The 25,030-nt window shown below is 62.4% G+C and carries 21 protein-coding genes; 15 read left to right on the top strand and 6 right to left on the bottom strand.

Annotation, left to right across the window (positions count from 1 at the left end):
- Positions 1-131 precede the first annotated feature (131 nt).
- The 4 genes from GHK24_RS04025 (at position 132) to GHK24_RS04010 (ending at position 3,689) form a co-directional block, all read left to right on the top strand.
- Positions 132-1,652, top strand: coding sequence for a COG3014 family protein (locus GHK24_RS04025; RefSeq protein WP_194286369.1), 1,521 nt, complete (start codon positions 132-134; stop codon positions 1,650-1,652).
- Between the two features lies 1 nt (position 1,653).
- Positions 1,654-2,070, top strand: coding sequence for a DUF1425 domain-containing protein (locus GHK24_RS04020; protein WP_153469408.1), 417 nt, complete (start codon positions 1,654-1,656; stop codon positions 2,068-2,070).
- A gap of 137 nt (positions 2,071-2,207) precedes the next feature.
- The gene (gene lpoB, locus GHK24_RS04015; protein ID WP_153469405.1) at positions 2,208-2,825 is read left to right on the top strand and encodes a penicillin-binding protein activator LpoB; all 618 of its coding nucleotides are present in this window, start codon (positions 2,208-2,210) and stop codon (positions 2,823-2,825) included.
- Positions 2,826-2,867: 42 nt separating this feature from the next.
- The gene (locus tag GHK24_RS04010; protein ID WP_153469402.1) at positions 2,868-3,689 is read left to right on the top strand and encodes a penicillin-binding protein activator LpoB; all 822 of its coding nucleotides are present in this window, start codon (positions 2,868-2,870) and stop codon (positions 3,687-3,689) included.
- 62 nt (positions 3,690-3,751) lie between these two features.
- Here GHK24_RS04010 and GHK24_RS04005 read toward each other — a convergent pair whose 3' ends face one another.
- The 3 genes from GHK24_RS04005 to fumC form a co-directional block, all read right to left on the bottom strand.
- Positions 3,752-4,225 carry a CreA family protein gene (locus GHK24_RS04005; protein ID WP_153469399.1) on the bottom strand — a complete coding sequence of 158 codons (474 nt, stop codon included), beginning with the start codon at positions 4,223-4,225 and terminating at the stop codon, positions 3,752-3,754.
- Positions 4,226-4,234: 9 nt separating this feature from the next.
- The gene (locus tag GHK24_RS04000; RefSeq protein WP_153469394.1) at positions 4,235-5,011 is read right to left on the bottom strand and encodes a hypothetical protein; all 777 of its coding nucleotides are present in this window, start codon (positions 5,009-5,011) and stop codon (positions 4,235-4,237) included.
- A gap of 77 nt (positions 5,012-5,088) precedes the next feature.
- Positions 5,089-6,735, bottom strand: a complete 1,647-nt coding sequence (gene fumC / locus GHK24_RS03995) for a class II fumarate hydratase (protein WP_153469391.1) — start codon at positions 6,733-6,735, stop codon at positions 5,089-5,091.
- 127 nt (positions 6,736-6,862) lie between these two features.
- Between fumC and trhA the strand changes: the two genes are divergently transcribed.
- The 9 genes from trhA to GHK24_RS03950 all read left to right on the top strand — a co-directional run bounded on the left by trhA (position 6,863) and on the right by GHK24_RS03950 (position 16,866).
- Positions 6,863-7,480, top strand: a complete 618-nt coding sequence (gene trhA, locus GHK24_RS03990; RefSeq protein ID WP_153469387.1) for a PAQR family membrane homeostasis protein TrhA — start codon at positions 6,863-6,865, stop codon at positions 7,478-7,480.
- 283 nt (positions 7,481-7,763) lie between these two features.
- Entirely contained in the window at positions 7,764-10,169 is a 2,406-nt protein-coding gene (locus GHK24_RS03985) for a phosphoketolase family protein (protein WP_153469384.1), read from the top strand.
- An 82-nt stretch (positions 10,170-10,251) separates the two neighbouring features.
- Positions 10,252-11,196, top strand: a complete 945-nt coding sequence (tal, locus tag GHK24_RS03980) for a transaldolase (RefSeq protein ID WP_153469381.1) — start codon at positions 10,252-10,254, stop codon at positions 11,194-11,196.
- A 114-nt stretch (positions 11,197-11,310) separates the two neighbouring features.
- Positions 11,311-12,954, top strand: a complete 1,644-nt coding sequence (locus tag GHK24_RS03975; RefSeq protein WP_153469378.1) for a CTP synthase — start codon at positions 11,311-11,313, stop codon at positions 12,952-12,954.
- Positions 12,951-13,793 (top strand): 3-deoxy-8-phosphooctulonate synthase, encoded by an 843-nt coding sequence (gene kdsA, locus GHK24_RS03970; RefSeq protein WP_153469374.1) that lies wholly within the window; start codon positions 12,951-12,953, stop codon positions 13,791-13,793. The genes GHK24_RS03975 and kdsA overlap by 4 nt, the downstream gene beginning before the upstream one ends.
- Positions 13,794-14,017: 224 nt before the next feature.
- Positions 14,018-15,301, top strand: a complete 1,284-nt coding sequence (gene eno, locus GHK24_RS03965) for a phosphopyruvate hydratase (RefSeq protein WP_153469371.1) — start codon at positions 14,018-14,020, stop codon at positions 15,299-15,301.
- Positions 15,302-15,389: 88 nt separating this feature from the next.
- Positions 15,390-15,755 carry a cell division protein FtsB gene (ftsB, locus tag GHK24_RS03960; RefSeq protein ID WP_153469368.1) on the top strand — a complete coding sequence of 122 codons (366 nt, stop codon included), beginning with the start codon at positions 15,390-15,392 and terminating at the stop codon, positions 15,753-15,755.
- A 152-nt stretch (positions 15,756-15,907) separates the two neighbouring features.
- Positions 15,908-16,378 carry a peroxiredoxin gene (locus tag GHK24_RS03955; protein WP_153469365.1) on the top strand — a complete coding sequence of 157 codons (471 nt, stop codon included), beginning with the start codon at positions 15,908-15,910 and terminating at the stop codon, positions 16,376-16,378.
- Entirely contained in the window at positions 16,375-16,866 is a 492-nt protein-coding gene (locus GHK24_RS03950; protein ID WP_209022567.1) for an FKBP-type peptidyl-prolyl cis-trans isomerase, read from the top strand. The genes GHK24_RS03955 and GHK24_RS03950 overlap by 4 nt, the downstream gene beginning before the upstream one ends.
- 139 nt (positions 16,867-17,005) lie before the next feature.
- Here the strand turns inward: GHK24_RS03950 and mutS are convergent, their stop codons facing one another.
- The 3 genes from mutS to GHK24_RS03935 are packed head-to-tail and all read right to left on the bottom strand — an operon-like array spanning position 17,006 to position 23,137.
- A complete protein-coding gene (gene mutS / locus GHK24_RS03945) occupies positions 17,006-19,648 on the bottom strand; it encodes a DNA mismatch repair protein MutS (RefSeq protein ID WP_228384530.1) in 2,643 nt (880 codons plus the stop codon).
- Between the two features lie 32 nt (positions 19,649-19,680).
- The gene (locus tag GHK24_RS03940; protein ID WP_153469363.1) at positions 19,681-22,275 is read right to left on the bottom strand and encodes a chemotaxis protein CheB; all 2,595 of its coding nucleotides are present in this window, start codon (positions 22,273-22,275) and stop codon (positions 19,681-19,683) included.
- A gap of 52 nt (positions 22,276-22,327) precedes the next feature.
- The gene (locus tag GHK24_RS03935; protein WP_153469361.1) at positions 22,328-23,137 is read right to left on the bottom strand and encodes an inositol monophosphatase family protein; all 810 of its coding nucleotides are present in this window, start codon (positions 23,135-23,137) and stop codon (positions 22,328-22,330) included.
- A gap of 117 nt (positions 23,138-23,254) precedes the next feature.
- Here GHK24_RS03935 and GHK24_RS03930 point away from each other — a divergent pair, with 117 nt between their 5' ends.
- A complete protein-coding gene (locus tag GHK24_RS03930; protein ID WP_422917786.1) occupies positions 23,255-24,010 on the top strand; it encodes an RNA methyltransferase in 756 nt (251 codons plus the stop codon).
- Positions 24,011-24,238: 228 nt separating this feature from the next.
- Entirely contained in the window at positions 24,239-24,991 is a 753-nt protein-coding gene (cysE, locus tag GHK24_RS03925; RefSeq protein WP_153469355.1) for a serine O-acetyltransferase, read from the top strand.
- The last annotated feature ends 39 nt before the right edge of the window (positions 24,992-25,030 follow it).

Here is a 25,030-nt window from a genome sequence, read left to right as displayed (position 1 = left end):
GTATCTGGTTAAACTACCGCACCCGAAGTACTTCGCCCGCGCGCGAGGTAGCGGGAGATTCCCCATCGCGCGGTGATCGAGCGGATTTGAGGGGATGCGGGGGTTAACAAATCGAAAGGGAAGGGGTGTTCATGAAGGAAAGAGTTCTTGCCGTAGCGGTGACGCTGTCGGTCGTCGTCTTGGCGGGCTGTGCGGGTAATCCGATGCGGCAATACGATGCGGAGTTAAAAGAGACGGTTACTCTCGTCAAGACCGGAGCGGTTCGTCAGGCCGTCGATCAACTGGAAAAAAACAATGCGCCGGGGCTGCTGAACAAGGATAAAGATATCCTCTACTACTTCGAGAAGGGTGAGTTGCTCAAGCTCGGTCGTGACTACACGGGCAGCCGCGATACCTGGTTGCAGGCCGACGCCATTGTTCAGCAGTGGGAGGACGACGCCCATACCAATCCGGGCAAGCTGATCGGAGATATTGGCAGCTACGTTCTCAACGACAAGACGCGTCGCTACGACGGACAGGACTACGAGAAGGTGATGCTCTCCTCACGTCTGACGCTCGACCACCTGTTGCTCGGCAATTTCGATCTCGCGCGCATCGAGATGAAAAAAACCTATGAGCGTGAAAAGCTCATCGAGGAATTCCGCGAAAAGGAATACGACAAGCTGAAGGAAGACGGCGACAAACGGCACGTCAACGCCGATACCTCGCTGCTCAAAAACTACCCGCTGGATCAGCTCGATACCCCCGATGTCAGGGAGTTGAAGAACGGCTATCAGAACGCCTTTGCCCACTACCTCGCGGGCTATTTCTTCGAAGTCACCGGCGAGCCATCGCTAGCCGAGCCTGGCTATCGCAACGCATTACAACTCGCGCCCAACAGGAAGATTGTCGAAAACAGCCTGAAGAACGTCGGTCGGCGCAAACCCGGCCCGCGCGAATCGGACGTGCTGTTCGTCGTCGAGTCGGGCTTCGCGCCGTCGTGGAAGTCGGTGATGGTGCCGATTCCCATTCCGCGTGATCGTGGCTTTGTCATCACGCCGCTCTCCTTCCCGCTGATCAAGTCGGAAAACCGTGGTTTCGTGCCGGCTTCGCTGACTGTCGCCGGCCGTCAGTTGCCCGTGGAAACCCTGACGAACGTCGATAGCATGGCGCGGCGTCTGCTCAAGGATCAGATGCCGGGCATCATTCTGCGCACGGTTGTTCGCGCGGCGCTCAAGTCAGCGGCGCAAGAGCAGGCGAATAAGGCGAATCCGATTGCCGGACTGGTCGTCAGTGTCGCCTCGGTGCTTACCGAGCAGGCGGATGATCGCAGCTGGCGTACCTTGCCCGAGACCATTTCCGTGGCGCGGGCAATTCTGCCGCAAGGCCGGCAGACCGTTGAATTCCAGACCGGCGCAGGCACCTTCCGCGCCGATGTGCTGATCGGTGGACCGTTCTCGATCGTGCCTATTCGTCTGACGGGCGGCGCCGTGTATATTTCCCAACCCACTGCGGCAGTCGATGCTGGCCAATCAGCAGCGGCCAACGGCGATGCTGCCGCTGCGACCGAAGCGTCCGAACCGGTCGCCGTTGCGGCGCCCGAAAAGAAGACACGGGCAACGCCGAAAAAGGCGCCCAAGGCCGCGCCTGCCACCAAATCTTCAGGAGAGTGAAATGAGCCGACGTTTTCTGATTCCGCTGGGTCTTGCCGCGGCGGTTTTCGCTGTTTCGGTGCAGGCACAAACGCCTCCCGAGGCAGCGTCGCAACCGGCTGGGCCGACCATCGCCAGCAAAATCGAAGAGCAAGGGCAGATGCGCTACCTGCGCGTGACCGACCTGCGCGCCGTCAAGCGTGACAACCTCCTGCGCATTCAGGCCGAGATCACCAACACCAGCAACGGCAATCAGCAGTTGTATTACCGCTTCAAATGGCTTGACCGAGATGGCTTTAGCGTCTGGGATGACGAGCCGTGGAAGCCCTTGCTCGTTTACGGCGCGCAAAAACAATTCATCAATGTCGTTGCCCCGACTTTCAAGGCGACCGATTTCCGACTCGTCCTGCAAAGCCCCGATAACAGTGGCAATAACTGAGATAGCGGGTATTGGCGGGTAGGGCCGCTTCGCCTGATTCGCCTTTTTCGTCGGGTAGCTTCGCTGCCCGGCGGTTTCTGCTTCAGATTCTGACGGCTCTCGGGCGGTCATTCGCTTGTTTTTTTGGAGAAAATTACATGCAAGCTCAAAATTCACACGCCCTTCGTTTGACGCTCATCGCCGGCGCCCTGGCGTTCTCTCTGTCGGCCTGTCAGACGACCTCGCCGACGACCGGTAGCGGCAACGTCAGCTACGGTGACGCGAAGGCGGTGGAGACAGTCACCACCGATCTGGGTTCGACCGACATCCAGATGATTTCCGAAAAGATGACGCAGTCGCTGATTCAAGAGCCGCTGATTCAGGACCTCATTCGTAAACGCCAGTTGCTGATGGCTTCGCCGGTCAAGAACAAAACCAGCGAGTACTTCGATACGCGTCTCATCACCGACACCATCCTTGCCCAGTTGCAGAAGAACGGCGTGCGCTACACGATCGAGGGCGAAGACATGCAGAATCAGGTGGATGAGCTTCGTCGCCAGAATCAGAGCGGTCTCTACGACAAGAGCAAGTCAGTCAAGATGGGCAAGATGCAGGGCGCCAAGTACCGGCTCGACGGCGCTGTGTCCTCGATCATCAAGAAGACTGCCGATCAGAAGGACGTGTACTACAAGATCAACCTGCGCCTGATCGAGATCGAAACCGGTGTCGTGGAATGGACCGATGAGAAAGAAATCCGCAAGACGGCGCGCCGCTAGGCTTCGTCATTACGGTTTTCGGGAGAGATTGAAATGAATGCCATGAGTTTTGCGCGCACGGGCGTGTGCGCTGTACTTGCTGCGCTCAGCCTGAGTGCTGTGGCCGCACCGCCGAAGGTTGCGGTGACCGATCTGGCGTATGAAGAGCGCGTCAGCGAATATTTCCGGGTGGTTGCCGCGACGCAAAAATCGTCGCTGCGTGCTTCCGGGCGTGAGAGCGAGCGGGAGTCCGACGCTTCCTATTCACGGCGCAGCAGCGGCTCGATCAATGCGAAGTCCGAAAGCAGCTATTACGAGGCCGAAGGCACGTATAGCTACATCGATCGTGGCGAATTGCGCAAATTCACTGCCGACATCAAGGGTGAAATGCTGAAGTCAGGACGCTTCCAGCTGGTGCAAGGCAAGCCGTTTACCGATGCCAAGCACACGGAGAAGCTCTACGACATCATTGCCCGCATCAAGCAGGGGCAGTATCCCGGTGCTGACTATGTGCTCTTCGGCTCGCTCAACAGCATCGAGTTTCGCCAAGAGGCCAACCCCATTGACAACACCAATACCATTTCCAACACGCTGAGCCTTGAGCTGGTGGGCGAATTCAGCCTGATCAGCACGCGCGATTACAAGATCAAGGCCGCGTTCAGCGCGATGGGAACAGGGCAGGACGTCAAGCTGCTGACGACGCGCGGCGGCCGCGTCGTACTCAATCGCGGCAAAGTGATTTCCGAGGTGTCGAAGAGCCTGGGTGAAGATGTTGCCCGTCAACTCGACGAGCAACTCGGTGGGCTGAGCGGTGGTGCGGTGCGCGATGGCAGCTATCGCGTGCGCGAGGAGTCGAGCCGTGACGAAGTCATGATCTTTCGCTAGACGTTAGCCTTCGCCTCACGACGCCCGACCATCCCTTTGGTCGGGCGTTTTTTTTGCGTCGACTAACGTCCGCCCCACGGCATGACCGGCACTGTCGAAATGCTGTTGGCTGGTGCGCCGTCGATCAGTTTGCGGCTGATTGCAAGATAGACGAGGGTGTTATGCGCCTCGTCCCAGAGGCGGACGACGCGGGTTTCCTTGAAGAGGATGGAGGTGTCCTCGCTGAATACCGTGTCTTCGCGCGGCAGTTTGGGCGGTAGCGAGATCGGGCCGGTCTGCCGGCAGGCCAGCGAGAATTGCGATGGGTCTTGCGCCAGTCCGAGCGTGCCGGAGACACCGCCCGTCTTGGCCTGACTGACATGGCAGGTGACGCCCGGCACTTTCGGGTCGGCGAAGGCTTCGACGCAGACTTTGTGATTGGCGCCGATCAGTTTCCAGGCCGTCGTCACGCAGCCAATGGTTTCGGCGGACGCCGGCTGCGCGGTGCCCAGTACGCCGAGGGCGACGAGAGCCGCGACGGGAGCTTTGGCGAACATGGTCTCTCCTTAGTTGAGCGGGAAGGCGATGATCGCCTTGGCTACCCATTGATCTTCGGCGCTTCTGAAGCCGCGGCCGATGCCGAAATTGATATCGAAGCCGTGCAGGTCGATATCCATGACGCCGTACAGATAGTGCGTCCGCTCGTCGCCCTGCAGCAAATGGCCGACCGGGCCATACTCGCCGTAATACTCGAATCCGGCGTGTTTGCCTTCGCCGACGCGGTGCGTCACTTTGAGTCCCGGCTCGAAATTCGGCTTCCGGCTGACGTTGGTCGATAGATCGGCATCGAGAATCGGATTGAAGCTGACCAGCCAGTTTTCGTCGCGGTAGCCCATGATCGGCCGGAATTCCAGCGTCAGGGCACTTTCCGAAACGCGGCGCGCGGAAGAGCCGAATTCGCCGTTCAGCCCCCAGAAAAAGTGATCGCCATCGGCGCGCGGGGCGATGTATTTCAGGCGCAAACGCACGCCGTTACCGTAGAGGTTGCCGTCGGTGCTCATGGCGACGGGCAGATAAAGGCCCGCTTCCAGTGTCTTGCTGATGCCGTACGAAAATTCGGGCGTTACCTGCAAGCGATGGTTGGACGCCATTTCGCCATCGTACGTCGCCTCGCGCCGGCCTTTCGGGACGTAGTTAACATGCAGTTCCAGGCCGAAATCACCGGGTTCGTCCATTTCTTCGGTATAAACCTGAATTTCGTCTGGTGCGGCCTGGCTGTTCAGGCTGACGGTGGCGAGTGCGGCGAGCAAGCTTGCGCGCGCCAGTTCACGAGAAAAACGCATTTTTGTGGTTACCCCATCGCTGATTCGAGCCGCATTTTCTTCTGCGGGCCCGGCGATTGCAAATCCGTCGCCTGCAATCAGTGCGCGGCGTCGTTGCCGGAGTCTTTGTCGCCCGCCGTGCCAAGCATGTGCCGAGGATCGAGCCAGCGCTCAAGATCGTCGGCGCTGATGCCGCCGATCGCCAGTGCTGCGGCTTTGAGCGAGAGGCCGTCACGATGTGCGCGCTTGGCTATGTCGGCCGCGCGGTCGTAACCGATGTGCGGTACCAGCGCAGTAACCAGCATCAGCGATGCGCCCGCCAGTTCGGCGATGTGCGTGCGCTGTGCGGTGATGTCGCGCACGCACCAGCGCTCCATGCTGCTCATGCCGTCACTCAGCAGGCGAAGGCTCTGCAGGAAGTTGCGGATGATGAGAGGCTTGTAGACATTGAGTTCAAAGGCGCCGGCGGCGGCGCCCAGCGTCAGGGCGACGTCGTTGCCGATCACCTGATAGCAGATCATCGTCAGCGCCTCGCATTGGGTCGGATTGACCTTGCCCGGCATGATCGAGCTGCCCGGTTCGTTTTCTGGCAGGCGCAGCTCGCCAAGCCCGCAGCGCGGGCCGGAGGCGAGCCAGCGCAGGTCGTTGGCAATCTTGGTGAGCGCTGTGGCGAGCGTTTTCAGCCCGCCATGCGCGGCGACGAGGGCTTCGTGCCCGGCAAGAGCGGCGAATTTGTTGGCGGCGCTTACCCAGGGCTCGCTCAGACGCACGCTGAGTTCGGCTGCGACGGCTTCGCCGAAGTGGGCTGGCGCGTTTTGTCCGGTGCCGACGGCTGTGCCGCCGATGGCCAACTCGTGCAGTGCAGGCAGGGTGGCGCGAATGGCGTCTTCGGCATGGGCAAGTTGCGCGACGTAGCCGGAGAATTCCTGGCCGAGCGTGAGCGGCGTGGCGTCCTGCAGATGCGTTCGGCCGGTTTTGACGATGTCGGCGAACTCGGCCGATTTGGCGGCCAGCGCGTCGCGCAGCTGCCCCAAGACGGGCAGGAGAGTGTGCTTGATGCCGAGTAGGGCGGCGATGTGCATGGCGCTCGGAAAGACGTCGTTCGACGACTGGCCGTGATTCACATCGTCGTTCGGATGAACGCGGCAGGCCGCGCCACGGCCTCCGCCGAGAAGCTCGGAGGCGCGATTGGCGAGCACCTCGTTGAGATTCATGTTGGTTTGCGTGCCGGAGCCGGTCTGCCAGACGGGCAGCGGGAATTCGCCGAAATGCTCTCCCGCGATGACTTCGTCGGCGGCGCGCTGGATGGCGTCGGCTTTTTCCGGCGGAAGTTCGCCGAGACGGCCGTTCACACGGGCGGCGGCGCGTTTGACCTCGGCCAGCGCGAGGATCAGTGCCGCCGGCATCTTTTCGTCGCCGATCTGGAAATGCTGCAACGCGCGCTGCGTCTGCGCGCCCCACAAGCGTTCCGCGGGAACGTCGATGGCGCCGAAGGCGTCGTGCTCGCGGCGTTGGGCGACGGCGGCCTCGCCCGCGCGCGACGTGTCGTCAGATGCCTGGCTCTCGTTCACCTTGCCTCCCGCGAAGGACTGCTGCTGCGTGTGGAAAGCCGCTCCGGCAAAGGTGCCGGTTTTGGTCCATGCTGACAGGAACGGGTCGAACTGTTGCGCGCGGGTGGCCGTAAAGCTGGTATCGGGCAAGCGTTGCGCGTGGGCAGAAATTTCAGAATTCAGAATTTGCGGCATTCGGCATTCGGCGTTCAGCATGGCAGCTTGTGCGCCTTCCCGCCAGCGGTTCGCCATGAGGCTGGCGAGGGACGAGCGCCGCCGGGCAGGCCGCTCATTCGCCGCGGGCATGACTTCGGGAGCGCATATGTACTACGGAGAACGCTTCAATGCCATCAGCCATCTGGTGGGCGCCGTGCTGGCCCTGTCGGGGAGCGTTTTGCTGGTGGTGCGCACGCTATTGGCGGGCGATCGTCTGGCGCTGATCGGCGTGCTGATCTACAGCGCGACGCTGGTATTGCTCTACAGCATCTCGACGGCGTATCACAGCGTGCGTGGGCGGCTGAAAGGCATTCTGCGCAAGCTCGACCATCAGGCCATTTATCTCCTCATCGCCGGCAGTTACACGCCGTTTTGTCTGATCACCCTGCGCGATGATTGGGGCCTCGGGCTGCTCGGTGGTGTCTGGGCGCTGGCGGCGATTGGCATGTTGCAGGAGATGCGCAGCCGCTCCAAGGCGCGGGTGCTGTCGCTCCTGATTTATCTGGCGATGGGATGGGTCGCCTTGCTGGTGATACGGCCGCTGATAGCCCGTTTGGGTGAGGTAGGCTTCGCGTGGTTGGCGCTGGGCGGTCTGCTTTACACCGTTGGTATCGTGTTTTTTGTCTTCGATGAACGCTTCCGCCACTGGCACGGGATCTGGCATTTGTTCGTGGTTGCCGGCAGTGCGGTGCACTTCGCGGTGATCTTCTTTTACGTCGTCTGAGCGGGGCTTTTCTGGCGTGAGGTGAGCCACGAGATGGCTGACCGATTGGCGGTGTGGTGGTGTGTTGCGTTATGGTTCGGCTGTGCGCGCGTCATCGCGAGGTCATGTGCGTGTAATGCGAGGGCCTGATTTCGCGTGGCAAGATGCTGCGCTGCAATCCTTCTCCTGGCGCTGGCGATGGTTTCCTTGCAGCCACTGGAACGTTCGGCAGTGACTGTTTTTTCTCGCTGGCTTAATCGCCATGCATGTGTGGCAGGTGTGTTTTTCTTCTTCGGAGTCAGGCATGACTGATGTCGCTTTGCCCGTAAGCGAGCCGTTGCCGCTTTCTCATGACGAACTCGCGGCGCTCGACGCCTGGTGGCGGGCCTGCAATTACCTCGCGGCGGGCATGATTTATCTGCTCGACAATCCGCTACTGCGTGAGCCTCTGGCGCCGCAGCACATCAAGGAGCGTTTGCTCGGCCATTGGGGTTCCGATCCCGGCATGACGATGCTGTATGTGCATCTCAATCGCCTGATCAAAAAATACGACCTCGACGTGATCTTTGTCGCCGGCCCCGGCCATGGCGCGCCGGCGGTGCTGGCCCCGGCGTATCTCGAAGGTACGTACAGCGAAATTTATCCGGACAAGAGCGAGGATATTGAGGGTCTGCGCCGCTTCTTCCGCCAGTTTTCCTTCCCTGGCGGCATCGGTAGCCACGCGACGCCGGAGACGCCGGGGTCGATACACGAGGGCGGCGAACTCGGCTACAGCCTGTCGCACGCGCACGGTGCCGCGTTCGACAATCCCGACCTGATCGTCGCCGCCGTGGTTGGCGACGGCGAGGCGGAAACCGGTCCGCTGGCGGCTTCGTGGCATTCGAACAAGTTCATCAACCCGATCCGCGACGGGGCTGTGCTGCCGATCCTGCATCTCAATGGCTACAAGATCGCCAATCCGACGATCCTTGCGCGCATCAGCCATGAGGAACTCGATCACCTCTTCCGTGGCTACGGCTGGACGCCGCATTTTGTCGAGGGCGACGATCCCGAAACAGTGCATCGCGCGCTGGCCGCGACGCTTGAGCGTTGCATCGCCGACATCAAGGCCATTCAACGGGAGGCGCGCACGAGCGGCGTCGCGACCCGTGCGCGCTGGCCGATGATCGTGCTGCGTACGCCGAAGGGCTGGACCGGTCCGCATGTGCTCGACGGCCACGCTATCGAAGGCTCGTGGCGGGCGCACCAGGTGCCGATTGGCGACGTGGTGCGCAATCCGGCGCATCTGGCTCAGCTCGAAGCCTGGTTGCGCAGCTATCGCCCGGATGAGCTGTTCGATGCCGATGGCCGCCTGCGCGCTGATCTGCGGGCGCTGGCGCCGCAAGGGCGGCGGCGGATGAGCGCCAATCCGGTGACGAACGGTGGCCTGCTGCGGCGCGAGCTGCGTCTGCCTGATTTTCGCGATTACGCGGTGCCGGTCGAGCATCCCGGACATTCGCGGGCCGATACGACGCGCCCGCTGGGTGCTTTGCTGCGCGATGTGATGCGGGCGAATCCGACGAATTTCCGCGTCTTTGGCCCTGACGAAACGGCGTCCAACCGTCTCGATGCGATCTACGAAGTCAGCGGCAAGACGTGGATGGCGCAGATGATTCCGCAAGACGCCGATGGCGGCTTCCTGTCCGTCGACGGCCGGGTGATGGAAATCCTCTCCGAGCACACGCTAGAGGGCTGGCTCGAAGGCTACCTGCTCACTGGTCGGCACGGTTTCTTCGCGACTTACGAGGCTTTTGCCCACGTTATCGACTCGATGTTCAACCAGCACGCCAAGTGGCTCGACATCAGCCGGCGCGAGGTGCCCTGGCGCGCGCCGGTCTCGGCCCTGAACATCCTGCTTTCGTCGACCGTCTGGCGGCAGGATCACAATGGTTTTTCGCATCAGGACCCGGGCTTCCTCGATGTGGTGACGAACAAGAGCAGCGCGGTGACGCGCATCTTCCTGCCGCCCGATGCCAATTGCCTGCTCGTGGTGGCCGATGAGTGCCTGCGCAGCAGCGACCGCATCAACGTCATCGTCGCCGACAAGCAGAGCCATTTGCAGTATCTGTCGATGGATGAGGCGATCCGCCATTGCGCCAAGGGCATCGGCATCTGGTCCTGGGCTGGCAATGACGATCAGGGGAGTGAGCCGGATCAGCCCGATGTCGTCATGGCCAGTTGCGGCGATGTGCCGACGCTGGAGGCGCTGGCGGCGACGGAAATCCTGCGCCGCGAGTTTCCGAATCTGCGCGTGCGCTTCGTCAATGTCGTCGATCTCTTTTGCCTCGCGCCGCCGGAGGAGCATCCGAGTGGCCTCAGCGATGCCGATTTCGACAGCTTGTTTACGCCCGACAAACCGGTCATTTTCAACTTCCACGGCTACCCGTGGCTGATCCACAAACTGATTTACCGGCGCAGCAACCAGTCGCGCGTTCACGTCCGGGGCTACAAGGAGCAGGGCAGTATCAACACGCCGCTGGAGTTGGCGATCATCAATCAGGTGGATCGCTACAACCTGGTGATCGACGTCATTGATCGCGTTCCCCAACTGCGCTCGGCGGCGGCCTACGTCAAGGAGCGCATGAAGAACGAAATCATCGACCAGACGCAGTACGCGCATCGCCACGGCATCGACCGCCCGGAAGTACGCGACTGGTTGTGGCCGGCATAAGCGCGCGGCTCCGGCGCTGCGACCGGATACATCGGCCTTTCTTGCCTGTGCTGCTCGGCTGAAACCTACAAGGATTGCGGTAATGACTGACCATCTGGCTTCTTTGAAACGCTTTTCCACCATCGTTGCCGATACGGGCGATCTGCTCTCGATCGCCCGTCTGCGGCCACAGGACGCAACCACCAATCCCTCGCTGCTGCTAAAGGCGGCGCGCGATCCGCACACGCAGTCGCTGGTCAGCGCGTCGCTGGCGCGCTCGCGGGCGCGCGGTGATGTCGCCGGCGCCATCGAGCAGCTCGCGGTCGACATCGGCGGCGAGATTCTCAAGCTCGTTCCCGGACGGGTGTCGACGGAAGTCGATCCGCGCGCGAGTTTCGACACCGAGGCGACGGTGCGGCGCGGCCTGTCGCTGATCGATCGCTACGCCGCCGCCGGCATTGGGCGCGAACGCGTATTGATCAAGGTCGCCAGCACCTGGGAAGGGATTCGCGCCGCCGAACGTCTGGAGCGGGAAGGCGTGCACTGCAATCTGACGCTCTTGTTCTCTTTCGCACAGGCAGCGGCGTGCGCCGATGCCGGCGTTACGCTGATTTCGCCTTTCGTCGGCCGCATCTACGACTGGTATTGCAAGGCCAAAGGCGTCGCCGACATTGCGCCGGACGAGGATCCCGGCGTTGCGTCGGTGGCGCGCATCTACCGCTACTACAAGCGCCATGGCTACGCCACCGAAGTCATGGGCGCGAGTTTCCGCAAGATCGAACAGATCGAGCGGCTGGCCGGTTGCGATCTGATGACGATCAGCCCCGAGTTGCTCGACGCACTGGCTGCCCGCTCCGGTGAGCTGACGCGCCAGCTTTCGCCAGACGATGGCAGCGCCGATGAGCGGCTTGCGCTCGACGAGGCCGGCTATCGCTGGCGCCATAACGAAGACGCTATGGCGGTCGAAAAACTCGCCGACGGCATTCGCCGCTTTGACGCCGATGCGCGGGCGCTGGAGCGTGAGTTGGCTTTGCTTCCGGCGGCCTGATTGCGCGCGTCGGCGTGCTCGGCCACCCGACTCGGGTGACGCAAAGCGACCGACGCGCTTGGAGCGTTTTCGCCTTTTCGGCTATCATTCGGCTTTCCCGCTGCCCGTCCTTCCATGACCAAATACGTCTTCGTTACCGGCGGTGTCGTTTCCTCGCTCGGTAAAGGCATCGCCGCCGCATCGCTGGGTGCGATTCTCGAATCCCGCGGTCTGCGCGTCACCCATCTCAAGCTGGACCCCTACATCAACGTCGATCCTGGAACGATGAGTCCGTTCCAGCACGGCGAAGTCTTCGTCACCGAAGACGGCGCCGAGACCGACCTTGATCTTGGCCACTACGAGCGCTTTACCAGCGCCAAGATGAAGAAGTGCAATAACTTCACCACTGGCCAGATTTACGAGTCGGTGATCAAGAAGGAGCGGCGCGGCGAGTATCTGGGCAAGACCGTTCAGGTCATTCCCCACATCACCGACGAGATCAAGGCGCACATCGTCCGCGGCGCCGCGGGGGCCGATGTGGCCATCATTGAAGTCGGCGGCACGGTCGGCGATATCGAATCCCTGCCGTTTCTTGAGGCAATCCGCCAGATGGGGCTGGATGAAGGGCGTAACAACGCCTGCTACATCCACCTGACGCTGCTGCCGTACATTCCGACGGCCGGCGAGCTGAAAACCAAGCCGACGCAGCACTCCGTCAAGGAACTCCGCGAAATCGGCATTCAGCCCGACGTCCTGCTGTGTCGCGCCGATCGCCATATTCCCGAAGACGAAAAGCGCAAGATCGCGCTCTTCTGTAACGTTCAGCGCGAGGCGGTGATCGAAGCGCTCGATGCCGATTCGATCTACAAGATTCCGGCGATGCTGCACGGCCAGATGCTCGACGAGATCGTCTGCCACAAGCTCGACATCCTCGCCCATGCCGCTGATCTGTCGGTCTGGAAAAAGCTTGTCGATGCGCTGGATCACCCGAAGCACGAGGTGAAGATCGCTTTCGTCGGCAAGTACGTCGACCTCACCGAGTCGTACAAATCGCTCAGCGAAGCCTTGAAACACGCCGGTATTCACACGCAAAGCCGGGTGCACATCGAGTACATCGACTCGGAAGAGATCGAAAAGCTTGGCGTCGGCGCGCTGCGTGGCATGGACGCGATCCTCGTTCCCGGCGGCTTCGGCAAGCGCGGCACCGAGGGCAAGATCGCCGCGATCCGTTACGCCCGCGAAAGCGGTACGCCTTACCTCGGCATCTGCCTCGGCATGCAGCTCGCTGTCGTAGAGTTCGCTCGCGATGTGGCCGGTATGGTTGGCGCGCACAGCACGGAATTCGACGCGACCTCGCCGTTCCCGGTGATCGGCCTCATTACCGAATGGCAGGACGCCTCCGGCCGTATCGAAAAGCGCGACGAGAATTCCGATCTCGGTGGCTCGATGCGCCTTGGAGGTCAGGTCTGCGAACTGCGCGAAGGCTCGCTGGCGCGTGAGATTTACGGCGCCGCCGAGGTGGTTGAGCGGCACCGGCACCGCTACGAGGTCAACAACACGCTGCTCGATGCGCTGGAAGCCAAGGGGCTGGTCGTTTCTGGCCGGGCGCCGGGAACCGCGCTCTGCGAAATGATCGAGTTGCCGAAAGACGGGCCGTTGGCGCATCCGTGGTTCGTCGGCTGTCAGTTTCACCCGGAATTCACGTCGTCGCCGCGCGCCGGACACCCGTTGTTTACGGCTTTCGTGCGGGCAGCCTTGGCGCACCGGGCGCAGGCATGAAGCTCTGCGGGTTCGAGGCGGGTCTCGATCAGCCGTTCTTTCTGATCGCCGGCCCGTGCACGGCGGAGTCATTGTCGCTGTGCGTCGATGTGGCCGGGCAGATGAAGGAAATCTGCGCGCGTCTCGGCATCCCGTACATTTTCAAAGCCTCCTACGACAAGGCCAACCGCAGTTCCGGGGCGTCGCCGCGCGGCCCCGGCCGCGACGCTGGTCTTGCCTTGCTCGACGATGTACGCCGTCAGGTGGGCGTGCCGATCCTGACCGATGTGCATGACGAGCGCGATGTGGCGGCGGTGGCGGCTGTCGTCGACGTCTTGCAGACTCCCGCTTTTCTTTGCCGCCAGACGGATTTCATCCATGCGGTCGCGGCGACGGGCAAGCCAGTGAACATCAAGAAAGGCCAGTTTCTGGCGCCGGGCGACATGAAGAACGTCGTCGCCAAGGCGCGCGAGGCCAATGGCGGTGCGGATACGCTGATGGTTTGCGAGCGCGGCGCTTCGTTCGGTTATAACAACCTCGTTTCCGATATGCGCAGTCTGGCGATCATGCGCGAGTCCGCCTGTCCGGTGGTCTTTGACGCGACGCACTCGGTGCAGTTGCCCGGCGGGCAGGGAAACGTTTCGGGCGGTCAGCGCGAGTTCGTGCCGGTGCTGGCGCGAGCAGCGGTGGCGACGGGGATTGCCGGCTTGTTCATGGAGACGCATCCGCGACCGGCAGATGCGCTGTCCGATGGCCCGAATAGCTGGCCGCTGGCGCGTATGGAGAGTCTGCTGACGACGCTGGTGGCGCTGGATCGCGCCGTGAAATCGGCAGGTTTTGAAGAGTTGCGCCACGTCTGACGGATCATTGGCCCGTCCGGGTTTGCTGGCAGGTAGATGGTGTAAGGCAACAGCTTGATACGATATGCCGGTGAGCGCACCACCTTGGGTAGTGCGAGATTCGGCAGCGAGCGGCATTCTCGCCGGGGAGTAGCGGCAGAATCGCGGCAGGGCTATCAGGGATGGGGTGTGCATCTGCTGTCGTCGCGTTCGCGACATTTTTTACTGTCTGAAGGGGTTCTTTCATGAGTTCTGTCGTTGATGTCGTTGCCCGCGAGATTCTCGATTCGCGCGGTAATCCCACGGTCGAGTGCGATGTCCTGCTGGAATCGGGCGTCATGGGCCGCGCTGCCGTGCCGTCGGGTGCGTCGACGGGGTCGCGTGAAGCGATCGAACTGCGCGACGGCGATGCCCGCCGCTATCTCGGCAAGGGCGTCCTGCAAGCGGTTGAGAACATCAATACCGAGATTTCCGAAGCGATCATCGGCCTCGACGCGCAAGAACAGGCGTTCATCGACAAGACTCTGATCGACCTCGACGGCACCGACAACAAGTCGCGTCTGGGCGCCAACGCCATTCTCGCCGTGTCGATGGCCGTTGCCAAAGCGGCTGCCGAAGAATCCGGCCTGCCGCTCTATCGCTACTTCGGCGGCTCCGGTTCGATGCAGATGCCGGTGCCGATGATGAACATCATCAACGGCGGCGCGCACGCCAACAACAGCCTCGACATTCAGGAATTCATGATCATGCCGGTCGGCATGGACAGCTTCCGCGAAGCGCTGCGCTGCGGCGCCGAGATTTTCCACGCGCTGAAGAAGTTGCTGGACAAGAAGGGGTTCTCTACCGCTGTTGGCGACGAGGGCGGCTTTGCGCCGAACCTCGGCAGCCACGCCGAGGCGATTCAGCTGATTCTGCAAGCGATCGAGCAAGCGGGGTATCAGGCGGGCAGTGATGTCCTGATCGCGCTCGACTGCGCCGCCTCCGAGTTCTACCGCGACGGCCGGTACCACCTTGCCGGCGAAAAGTTGCAACTGACCTCCGCTCAGTTCGTCGATTATCTGGCGAATCTGGCCGATCAATTCCCGATCGTCTCGATCGAAGACGGCATGGCCGAAGGCGACTGGGACGGCTGGAAACTCCTCACCGAGCGCCTCGGCAACAAGGTGCAGATCGTCGGTGACGATCTTTTCGTCACCAACACGCGCATCCTCAAAGAAGGCATTCAGAAGCGCATCGCCAACTCGATCCTGATCAAGATCAATCAGATCGGCACGTTGACGGAAACCTTCGCCGCCATCGAAATGGCCAAGCGCGCCGGCTACACGGCGGTGATTTCGCATCGCTCCGGCGAAACCGAAGACAGCACCATTGCCGATATCGCGGTCGGTATGAACGCCTTGCAGATCAAGACGGGCTCGCTGTCGCGCTCGGACCGCATCGCCAAATACAACCAACTGCTGCGCATCGAGGAAGATCTCGGCGATACCGCCACCTATCCTGGTCGCGACGCTTTTTACAATCTGCGCTAGTGCCTCGACGGCGCGTGGCGGCGAACGGCTTCGAGGAAACTCGTGCTCGTTCGCGTCGCGCGTCGGCGTGCTGTGCGGGAGGGGTTGAATGCGCTGGCTGACGCTCTCTCTGATCGCTCTGATTGCCCTCTTGCAGTACCCCTTGTGGATCGGCAAAGGTGGCTGGCTTCGTGTCTGGGACGTCGGTCACCAGCTGGAGCAGCAGCGCGAGGCCAACCAGAAGCTGCAGATTCGCAACAGCGGCCTCGATGCCGAAGTGCGCGATCTGAAGCAGGGCTTCGAGGCCATTGAGGAGCGTGCCCGCTTTGAGCTGGGGATGATCAAGCAAAGCGAGGTTTTCGTGCAGATTCCCGACCGCATGCAGGCGGCCAACGAACATCCCGCCGAAACGGATTCTTCCAGCGCGGCGCCGTCTTCTGCGCCGATGCCACCCGCGGCTGCGCGCGCACGCTAGCCTGTATTTCCGGCGTCTTTGTCGCCTCCCGGTTTTATCCATGGCGAGTGTTGGTTTTTCATCGGCGTGTAGTGGTCAGTGCGGCTTGCCTTGGTTAGAATCAGGCCGTCCCGATTGCCGTCCGAATCGGGATGCGTCCTTGAGGAGTCCGCATGCTGAAACCAGGCCAGATGGCGCCGACCTTCGTGCTTCCCGATGCTGATATGGAAGCCGTCGATCTGGCTGCATTTCGTGGAAGCCGGCGTGTGCTCCTGTATTTTTACCCTCGGGACAACACGCCTTCATGCACCTTGCAGGCGACCGATTTTTCAGATCACGAAGAGGCGTTTGCGCGCCTCGACTGTTGCATTCTCGGCGTTAGCCGGGACGATTGTCTGCGTCACGCCGAGTTTCGCGACAAACACGGCATCGCAGTGCGTCTCCTTGCTGACGTTGATGGAACAATCTGCCGGCAGTACGGCGTTTGGCAGGCGAAAGAGGTCGACGGTGAAAAGAAACACGGCATCGTTCGCTCGACTTTCGTCATCGATAAACAGGGCGTCGTCAGGCTGGCACTCTATGGCGTCAACGCCAAGGGCCACGCGCTCGAAATGCTCCGCGTAGTTAAGGAACTCGATTCATGAACATGACAGTAGCAAAGAACACGGTCGTTACCCTCGACTACAACGTGACCGATCCCGATGGCGTGCTGGTCGATGCAGGCGAAGATCCCATCGTCTATCTGCACGGTGGTTACGACGATGTTTTCCCGATGATCGAAGAAGCGATCCACGGCAAGAAGGTCGGCGAGTCGGTGACGGTGAAGATGCAGCCGGCCGACGCGTTTGGCGAATACGACGCCGAGCTCATCCAGATCGAGCCGCGCGACGCCTTCCCTAAGGAATTGCAGGTCGGCATGCAGTTTGAAGGAGCGCCGGAAGCCTCTGACGAAGACGACTTCCAGATTTATCGCGTGACCGAAATCGCCGCCGATAAAGTCGTCCTCGATGGCAATCACCCGCTGGCCGGCATGGCGCTGGTATTTACCTGCACGGTGACGGCGGTTCGTCCCGCCAGTGCTGCCGAGATCGAACGCGGCGGCATCGACGACGAAGAGGCTGACGAAGACTGATTGGCTGCCCGACAGCGATCAGCGCCGAGCCGGCGCCTCCTTGGCGGGGGCGCCGGTTTTTTTATGGGCGTCTTGCGGTCACCGCTCGTGGTGGGCGGCGGCCTTGCGCCGCGAGCGCAAGCGGGGAGAAGGTCTCGCCTCAGGCGTCGCTGGGGCCGAGCAGGGCTTTCAAGGCGTAGAGGGCGTCGAGGGCCTGGCGTGGCGTGAGCACGTCGGGATCGGTCTGTGCCAGTCGTTCCAGCGCCGGGTGCAGGGGTGCCGGGGCTTCCGGCGCGTTGTCGAAGCCCTCGTCGATACTGGCGCCAGCACTGAACAAATCCGGTTGCAGCGAGTTGTAGAGCGGGTTGGCGGCGGCGCGCTCCTCGAATTCGCGGAGCTGGCGGCGTGCGGCGCGCAGCACGGGTGCGGGGATGCCGGCGAGCGCGGCGACCTGGATGCCGTAGCTCTGATTGGCCGGCCCTTCCTCGACGGAGTGGAGGAAAACGATGCCGTGGCCGTGTTCCACCGCGTCGAGGTGGACGTTGGCGAGTTGCGGGTATTCGTTGGCGAGCAGGGTCAGCTCGAAATAGTGCGTGGCAAAGAGCGTCAGGCAACGGTTCTTTTCGAGCAGGCGGCGGCAAATTGCGCCGGCGAGCGCCATGCCGTCGAAGGTCGACGTGCCGCGACCGATCTCGTCCATCAGCACGAGGCTCCTGTCGGTGGCGTGGTGCAGGATGGCGGCGGCTTCCGTCATTTCGACCATGAAGGTCGAGCGGCCGGATGCGAGATCGTCAGCGGCGCCGATGCGCGTGAAGATGCGGTCGAGCGGCCCGAGCAGGGCGCGCGTTGCCGGCACAAAGCTGCCGATATGGGCGAGCAGGGCGATCAGCGCGTTCTGCCGCATGTAGGTGGATTTGCCGCCCATGTTCGGCCCGGTGACCAGCAGGAGGCGGCGCGTGTCGTCGAAGCTGAGGTCGTTGGCGATGAAGGGCTTGCCATCGGCGAGCTGACTTTCGACTACCGGGTGACGTCCGCCTTCGATCCAGAGACCCGGTGTTTCGGTAAAGCGTGGCCGGGCGTAGTTGTGCGTCGTCGCGATATCGGCGAAGGCGGTCAGCATGTCCAAGTGCGCGACGGCGGCGGCGATCTTCGAGAGTATTGGCAACTCGCCTTGCAGGGCGCCAAGGATTTCCTCGAACAGCAGTTTTTCGCGCGCCAGTGCGCGGTCCTGCGCCGAGAGGGCCTTGTCTTCGAAAGCTTTCAGCTCCGGCGTGATGTAGCGTTCGGCGTTCTTCAGCGTCTGCCGGCGGCGGTAGTCGTCCGGGGCGCGGTCGGCGTTGGCTTTCGACAGTTCGATGTAGAAGCCATGCACGCGGTTGTATTCGACCTTGAGGGTGGCGATCCCGGTACGCTCACGTTCGCGCGCTTCCAGTGCCATGAGGAAGGCGCCGCAGTCGTCGTTGATGGCACGCAGTTCGTCGAGTTCGGCGTCGTAGCCGGTCGCGATGACGCCACCGTCGCGGACCATCGCCGCCGGTTCCGGGGCAATGGCGCGCGTGAGCAGATCGAGCGCGGCGAGCGGTGGGTGCAGGTCGGCGTGAATGCTTTGCAGCAGCGGCGCTTCGCTGGCGCTGAGCGGTGCCTGTAGTTCGGGGAGTCGCGCCAGACTGTCGCGCAGACTGGAAAGATCGCGGGGCCGCGCCGAAAAGAGGGCGATGCGCCCGCCGATGCGCTCGATATCGGCAATGCCGTTGAGGGCACGGCGTACGGCACGCAGCGGGCGAGCGCCATCGTCGAGCAGCGATTCGACGGCTTCGTGGCGGGCGGCGGGGATCGTCGTTGTCCGCCAGGGGTGATGCAGCGCGTGGCGCAGGCAGCGCGATCCCATCGCTGTGACACAGACGTCGAGCAGGGAGTAGAGCGTCGGCGCCGCTTGCCCGCGCAGGGTTTCGGTCAGCTCCAGATTGCGGCGCGTTGACGCGTCGAGGCCAAGGTAGGTGTCGTCAGATTCGACGCGCAAGGCGCGTACGTGCGGCAAGGCGCGCGCCTGCGTTGCCTGGGCGTAGCGGAGCAGTGCTCCGGCGGCGGCGAGCGCTGGCCGCAACTGCTCGGCAGCAAAGCCATCCAGCGAGGCAGTGGCGAAATGCGCGCACAACTCGCGCGTTGCCGTGGCGGCGTCGAAGTGCCAGTCGGGGCGGCGGGTGAAAGCGGCGCCTTCGCAGACGGGCGCGGTGAGGCTGTCGGGCAGGATGATTTCTGCCGGGCGGATACGTTCGAGTGTCGCTGGCAGTTGTTCGACGGCGACCTCGCTGACGCGGAATTCGCCGCTGGCAAGGTTGAGCCAGGCCAGCCCGGCGAGGCGGCGGTCGGTGGTGAGCGAAAGCAGGAGTGTGTCGCGCTTCTCGTCGAGCAGGGCCGCGTCGGTGAGCGTGCCCGGTGTGACGATGCGCATGACGGCGCGTTCGACCGGGCCTTTGCTCGTCGCCGGATCGCCGATCTGTTCGCAAATGGCGGCCGACTCGCCGAGTTTGACGAGCCGTGCCAGATACGGCTCCAGCGAGTGGTAGGGCACGCCAGCCATGGGGATCGGCCGCCCTGCCGATTGCCCGCGAGAGGTGAGTGTGATGTCGAGCAGGCGGGCGACTTTTTCGGCGTCTTCAAAAAAAAGCTCGTAGAAGTCGCCCATCCGGTAGAGGAGCAGGGTGTTCGGATGCTGCGCTTTCAGACGCAGGTACTGCTGCATCATCGGTGTGTGGCGGGCGAGTTCGTCGTCGCTTACGGTCGTTGCGAGGTGGTCCGTCATAGGTGTTTAGGTGTGGGCTGTTCGCTTCTGCGTCAGGCGCCGTGGTTTTGGGCGGCGTCGGCGCTGCCTTGCGCCAGGAGTCTGCGCAGCTCTTCTTCGAGGCGCTTGGTTTTGGTGATGTCGGCGAAGGTGATGACGACGCCGTCGATGACGTTTTCGAGGGTGCGGTAGGGCATGATTCGCACCGAGAACCAGCGTTCGTTGCGCGCCGGCACCTGCTTTTCGGAGAACACCAGCGTGCGCAGCACTTCGCGGGCGTCTTCTTGCAGGTCGCCGTACTCCAGTTCGCTGGCGATGTCGGAGAGCGGGCGCCCGACGTCGCCGGGGATCAGCTTGATAATGCGCGTGGCGGCGCTGGTGAAGCGGCGCACGTTCATCGCGTTGTCGAGAAAGACGGTGGCGATGTCGGTGCTGTTGAGGAGGTTGTTCATGTCGTCGTTGGCGCGCGACAGATCGTCGACCTTCGATTGCAACTCGGCGTTGACCGTCTGCAATTCTTCGTTGAGCGACTGCATTTCCTCCTTGGACGTGGTGAGTTCCTCGTTGGTCGATTGCAATTCCTCGTTGGTCGACTGCAACTCTTCATTCGCCGACTTGAGTTCTTCCTGCGAGATCTGCATTTCGTCGCGAATGGCGCGGACTTCGGCGCGTGCGCGCGCCGTGATCCGCTCGATTTCGTCTGATTCCACCGCTTGTGGCGCGCTGCCGCGGCGTTTTTTGCGCGGCGGATTATCGAGGCGCGCGCGCTCGTCAAAAAAGGCGACCATCAGCATGCCGCGCAAGGGGAGCGGCTCGTCGAGCGGACGTACGACGAGCGTGATGAGCTGGTTGCCGGCATCGGTGTCGACAGTGACGTCATCAGCCGTCACGGGCTTGCCACTGGCGATGGCCTCGCCCATCGCCCGGCGCAGGGCGCGGTCGAGCCCTTCGCGGGCCATCGAGTGAATGTTCCAATCCGCCTTGCCGGCGGCGGGTTCGAGGTATTTGCCGGTGCGACCGCTGATGAAGACGATATCGCCATGGTCGTTGACCAGAACGGCGGCCGGCGTGAAGTGTTTCAGCACGACCTGTTCGGCGAGCGATTGCAGGTTGGGGGCCAGCGCAGGCTGGCGCAGCTCGTCGCTATTGTCCGGAGTGGGTTGCATACGGGTCGGGAATTCGATGGCGGAGGATCGTGTTGTGGTTTCGAGGCGCTTGAAGAGGCGGAATTTGTGGTGTGTCGGCGAAAACAGCTCGCTGTAGCGGCCAATCGTTTCGGCGCTGCCGAGCAGCAGGACACCGTTCGCCACCAGACTGTAGTGAAACAGCGGAATCAGCTTTTCTTGCAGTTCGCCGGTGAAGTAAATCATCAGGTTGCGGCAGGTCAGCAAGTCGAGCTTGGTGAACGGCGGGTCCATGATGATGTTCTGCACCGCGAAAATCACCATTTCGCGGATTTCCTTGATCACCCGATAGCCGTTGCCGTCGGCGATGAAGAAGCGCGCCAGGCGTTCCGGCGGCAGGTCGGCCGCAATGCTCGACGGGTAATAGCCTTGTCGTGCGCGCTCGATCGACTCGGGGTCAAGATCGGTGGCGAAAATCTGCAGGGAGTAGTTGCCGACGGGCTTGATTCGCTCAATGCACTCGCGGAAGGCGATGGCCAGCGAGTAGGCTTCCTCGCCGGTCGAGCAGCCGGGCGTCCAGGCGCGCAGAGCGCGGCCTTCCGGATGGGCGTTGAGCAATTGCGGGATGACGTCTTCCGTCATGTGTTCCCAGACCGCCGGGTCGCGGAAGAAGTGCGTCACGCCGATCAGCAGTTCCTTGAAGAGCAGGTCGATTTCTTGCGGGTTGTCGCGCATCAGCGCGACGTAGGTGTTTATCCCGTCGATATGGTGGATCGCCATCCGGCGCTCGATGCGCCGATAGACCGTGCTTTTCTTGTACTGTGAGAAATCGTGCCCGGTGCGGTTGCGCAGCTGGATCAGGACGCGTTCCAGTGCGCTATGCACGAGATCTTCGCTGACGGCAGCATTCTTTGCGCTCACCGGCAGGTGGAGCAGGTAGGTGAGAATGCGGCCGGGCAGTTCGCCGGCGGAGGCAACGATGTCGACCGCGCCACCGTCGATGGCGCTGCGCGGCATGCTGTCAAAGCGCGCCGTGCGTGGCTCCTGGGCCAGCGTCAGACCGCCCGCTTCGCGAATCAGCTTGAGTCCTTGTGTGCCGTCGCTGCCCATGCCGGAGAGCACGACGCCGATGGCACGGCGCTGACGTTCCCGCGTCAGCGCCGCGAAAAAGAAGTTGATCGGCAGACGCATGCCGCGCCGTTCCGCCGGAGCGAAGAGGCGCAGCGTTCCCTGTTCGAGCGCCATGTCCTTGTTGGGAGGGATGACGTAAACGTGGTCGGCGAGGACCACCATGCGGTCCTGGGCTTCCAGTACCGGCATGGGCGTCGAGCGGCGCAGGATTTCCGGGACCACCCCTTCGCGGGTGGGATCAAGGTGCTGGATGATGACAAAGGCCGCACCGGAAGAAGCCGGCACGGCCTTGAGAAACTGCTCGAATGCTTCCAGTCCGCCCGCCGAGCCGCCGATGCCGATAATCGGAAAATCCGCTGCGGGCGCATCCTGATGTGTGTCGGTGACGATCATGGCTACGCTCCGCAGCCCGTGTCGGGCCAAGCTTCAGGGCGGTGAATCGGTGTCAGGCTGGCAGCGCCGCTGAGCGGAAGGGCGTCACGATTTGCAGCAGTTGCGAGAAGACCTTGGGGTTACCGGCGACGAGGTTGCCGGTGTCGAGGTAGTTCGGCTCGCCCGCGAGGTCGCTGACAAGGCCGCCGGCTTCGGAGATCAGCAGCGCGCCGCCTGCCATATCCCACGGCGACAGGCCGAATTCCCAGAAACCGTCGAGCCGGCCACAGGCGACCCATGCAAGATCCAGCGAGGCCGCGCCCGGACGGCGCATGCCCGCCGTCTTTTGCATCAGTTCGCGGAAGATGCCGAGATAAGCGTCGGCGTGCTGAAAGGAACGGTAGGGGAAGCCGGTGCCGATGAGCGCTTCGTCAAGACGCAGGCAACGCGAAACGCGGATGCGGCGGTCATTGAGGAAGGCGCCGCCGCCCTTGCTGGCCGCAAACAGCTCATTGCGCACGGTGTCGTAGACCACCGCCTGCGTCAGTTGGCCACGATGGCGCAGGGCGATCGAGACCGCGTATTGCGGCACGCCGTGGATGAAGTTGGTCGTGCCGTCGAGCGGATCGATGATCCACTCGAACTCGCTCTCGCCGGCGCGGCCGGCGGAGTGGCCGGACTCTTCTGCTAGAATCGCGTGCTCCGGATAGGCTTCGCGCAGGGTTTCGATGATCGCCGCTTCGGCGGCGCGGTCGACTTCGGTGACGAAATCGCTTTGTTGTTTACGCACGATCTGCAAGCGGTCAATGTCTTGCGAGGCGCGGTTGATGATCTGACTGGCGCGTCGTGCCGCCTTGATGGCAATGTTGAGTGCTGGATGCATTTTTTTCGAACCCGTCGGGCTTAAGAAATTCGCCCGCGTCGTCTGGCCTCGTTGGTAGGACCGTGCATTTTATATGAAGCGGCCCGCACCGTCTCTTGTGACTTCCGTGATCCTCCTGTGACTTCGACTATTTCGACCGATATTCTTGGGCGCGTGCGCGTCGTTTTGTCGCATCCGAGCCATCCCGGCAACATTGGCGCGGCGGCGCGGGCGATGAAAACGATGGGCCTGTCGCAACTGGTGTTGGTCAATCCAAAGCGCTTTCCCGACGCCGAAGCCAGCGCGCGGGCCGCAGGGGCCGACGATATCCTCGCCTCGGCCAAGGTGTGTACCGATCTTGACGAGGCGCTCGCCGGTTCGGTGTTCGCCGTGGCCGTGACGGCACGGCGGCGCGATCTGGGGCCGCCGTCGCTGGCGGCGCGCGAGGCGGCGCCCGTGCTGCTGTCGCACGCCGACGCCGGGCCGGTGTCCCTGTTGTTCGGTAACGAAACCGCCGGGCTGTCGAATGCCGAGGTGCAACGCTGTCAGCGCTGTGCGCACATTGCGTCGGCCCCGGACTTTTCGTCGCTCAATCTCGGCGCGGCGGTGCAGGTGCTTTGTTACGAGTTGCGCCTGTCGGCCTTCGCCGGCGTACCGCCGACGGTGACGCCGACGACTCCCTTCAGTTCGCCGGTGGCGACGCTCGACGAAACCGAGCGTTTTTACGCGCATCTCGAACGCGTCATGATCGATACCGGCTTTCACGATCCGCGTCAGCCTAAACGTTTGCTGCCGAAACTGCGGCGACTTTTCGGTCGCGCCGGACTCGAGCGCGACGAGGTGAATATCTTGCGCGGCATTCTCGACGCCGTTGAGCGGCGCTTGCCGCGCTGACGGGGGGCGTTTTCTCCTGGTTTTGTACGGCGGTCTGTCTCTCGCTGCGGTCTGTCTCGCCGGATGGCGGGCGTTAAAGTTGATCGCGGCAGTCGGGCATTCTAGAATCGCCGCTTCATGGCACTCGGGTGGCGGCGTTGCGCCTTTGATGGCGGGCTTTTCTTGGCCGCTTTCGCCCGCTTTGCCGCCATGCCTCTCGTTCCTCCTTTGACGGAGACTCGTTTTTTTATGTTCAGGCGTTTGCGTGAAGATATCCGGTCCGTTTTCGAACGCGATCCCGCGGCTCGTTCGTCGTGGGAGGTATTGACCTGTTACCCCGGAATCCACGCGGTCATTTTTTACCGCATGGCCCATGCCTGTTGGCAGAGCCGTCTCTTTTGGCTGGGGCGCTTCATTTCGCATTGGGGGCGCTTTCTTACCGGCATCGAGATTCATCCGGGGGCGACCATTGGCCGGCGCTTTTTCATCGACCATGGGATGGGCGTCGTCATCGGCGAAACGGCGGTGATTGGCGATGATGTGACGCTCTATCACGGCGTGACACTGGGCGGCACGTCCTGGAACAAGGGCAAGCGCCATCCGACACTCGCCGACGGTGTCGTCGTCGGTGCCGGAGCGCAGGTGCTCGGCCCCATCACCATCGGCGCGGGGGCCAAAGTCGGTTCCAACGCGGTGGTGATCAAGGATGTGCCGGCCGGGGCGACGGCCGTAGGCAACCCGGCGCGCATCATCGATAGCGAACAGGCGCACAAGCGTGAAGAGAAAGCCGGCCGGCTCGGCTTTTCGGCGTATGCACTGGCGTCCTCGCAGGACGATCCACTGGCCAAGGCGATCCACGGTCTGCTCGACCACGCCGTTGAAACAGATCGCCGCATTGAGCTTCTCCGCGCCCGTCTTGAGGAGGCGGGGGGCAGCATCGAAGACGAACTGGCGGTTGTCGGGCGCTTCGATCCACAATACCTGAGCAAAATAGTTGACTAATTTCCGGTCGCTCAACTATAGTTGGCTTAGTTGACTCGA

The sequence above is a fragment of the Rhodocyclus gracilis genome, assembly GCF_009617575.1.
GTDB lineage: Bacteria > Pseudomonadota > Gammaproteobacteria > Burkholderiales > Rhodocyclaceae > Rhodocyclus > Rhodocyclus gracilis.
Note: the sequence above shows the minus strand (reverse complement) of the source record. Positions and strands in the feature narration are given on the sequence as shown.

What these genes read in the sequence shown, in the direction of transcription:
- eno (WP_153469371.1), top strand. Translation starts at nt 14,018, where the DNA reads ATGAGTTCTGTCGTTGATGTCGTTGCCCGCGAGATTCTCGATTCGCGC.
- GHK24_RS04025 (WP_194286369.1), top strand. Translation starts at nt 132, where the DNA reads ATGAAGGAAAGAGTTCTTGCCGTAGCGGTGACGCTGTCGGTCGTCGTC.
- GHK24_RS04005 (WP_153469399.1), bottom strand. Translation starts at nt 4,225, where the DNA reads ATGTTCGCCAAAGCTCCCGTCGCGGCTCTCGTCGCCCTCGGCGTACTG.
- mutS (WP_228384530.1), bottom strand. Translation starts at nt 19,648, where the DNA reads ATGACGGACCACCTCGCAACGACCGTAAGCGACGACGAACTCGCCCGC.
- kdsA (WP_153469374.1), top strand. Translation starts at nt 12,951, where the DNA reads ATGAAGCTCTGCGGGTTCGAGGCGGGTCTCGATCAGCCGTTCTTTCTG.
- GHK24_RS03940 (WP_153469363.1), bottom strand. Translation starts at nt 22,275, where the DNA reads ATGATCGTCACCGACACACATCAGGATGCGCCCGCAGCGGATTTTCCG.
- GHK24_RS04000 (WP_153469394.1), bottom strand. Translation starts at nt 5,011, where the DNA reads ATGCGTTTTTCTCGTGAACTGGCGCGCGCAAGCTTGCTCGCCGCACTC.
- GHK24_RS04010 (WP_153469402.1), top strand. Translation starts at nt 2,868, where the DNA reads ATGAGTTTTGCGCGCACGGGCGTGTGCGCTGTACTTGCTGCGCTCAGC.
- GHK24_RS03935 (WP_153469361.1), bottom strand. Translation starts at nt 23,137, where the DNA reads ATGCATCCAGCACTCAACATTGCCATCAAGGCGGCACGACGCGCCAGT.
- ftsB (WP_153469368.1), top strand. Translation starts at nt 15,390, where the DNA reads ATGCGCTGGCTGACGCTCTCTCTGATCGCTCTGATTGCCCTCTTGCAG.
- GHK24_RS04020 (WP_153469408.1), top strand. Translation starts at nt 1,654, where the DNA reads ATGAGCCGACGTTTTCTGATTCCGCTGGGTCTTGCCGCGGCGGTTTTC.
- trhA (WP_153469387.1), top strand. Translation starts at nt 6,863, where the DNA reads ATGTACTACGGAGAACGCTTCAATGCCATCAGCCATCTGGTGGGCGCC.
- GHK24_RS03955 (WP_153469365.1), top strand. Translation starts at nt 15,908, where the DNA reads ATGCTGAAACCAGGCCAGATGGCGCCGACCTTCGTGCTTCCCGATGCT.
- fumC (WP_153469391.1), bottom strand. Translation starts at nt 6,735, where the DNA reads ATGCCGCAAATTCTGAATTCTGAAATTTCTGCCCACGCGCAACGCTTG.
- cysE (WP_153469355.1), top strand. Translation starts at nt 24,239, where the DNA reads ATGTTCAGGCGTTTGCGTGAAGATATCCGGTCCGTTTTCGAACGCGAT.
- GHK24_RS03950 (WP_209022567.1), top strand. Translation starts at nt 16,375, where the DNA reads ATGAACATGACAGTAGCAAAGAACACGGTCGTTACCCTCGACTACAAC.
- lpoB (WP_153469405.1), top strand. Translation starts at nt 2,208, where the DNA reads ATGCAAGCTCAAAATTCACACGCCCTTCGTTTGACGCTCATCGCCGGC.
- tal (WP_153469381.1), top strand. Translation starts at nt 10,252, where the DNA reads ATGACTGACCATCTGGCTTCTTTGAAACGCTTTTCCACCATCGTTGCC.
- GHK24_RS03985 (WP_153469384.1), top strand. Translation starts at nt 7,764, where the DNA reads ATGACTGATGTCGCTTTGCCCGTAAGCGAGCCGTTGCCGCTTTCTCAT.
- GHK24_RS03975 (WP_153469378.1), top strand. Translation starts at nt 11,311, where the DNA reads ATGACCAAATACGTCTTCGTTACCGGCGGTGTCGTTTCCTCGCTCGGT.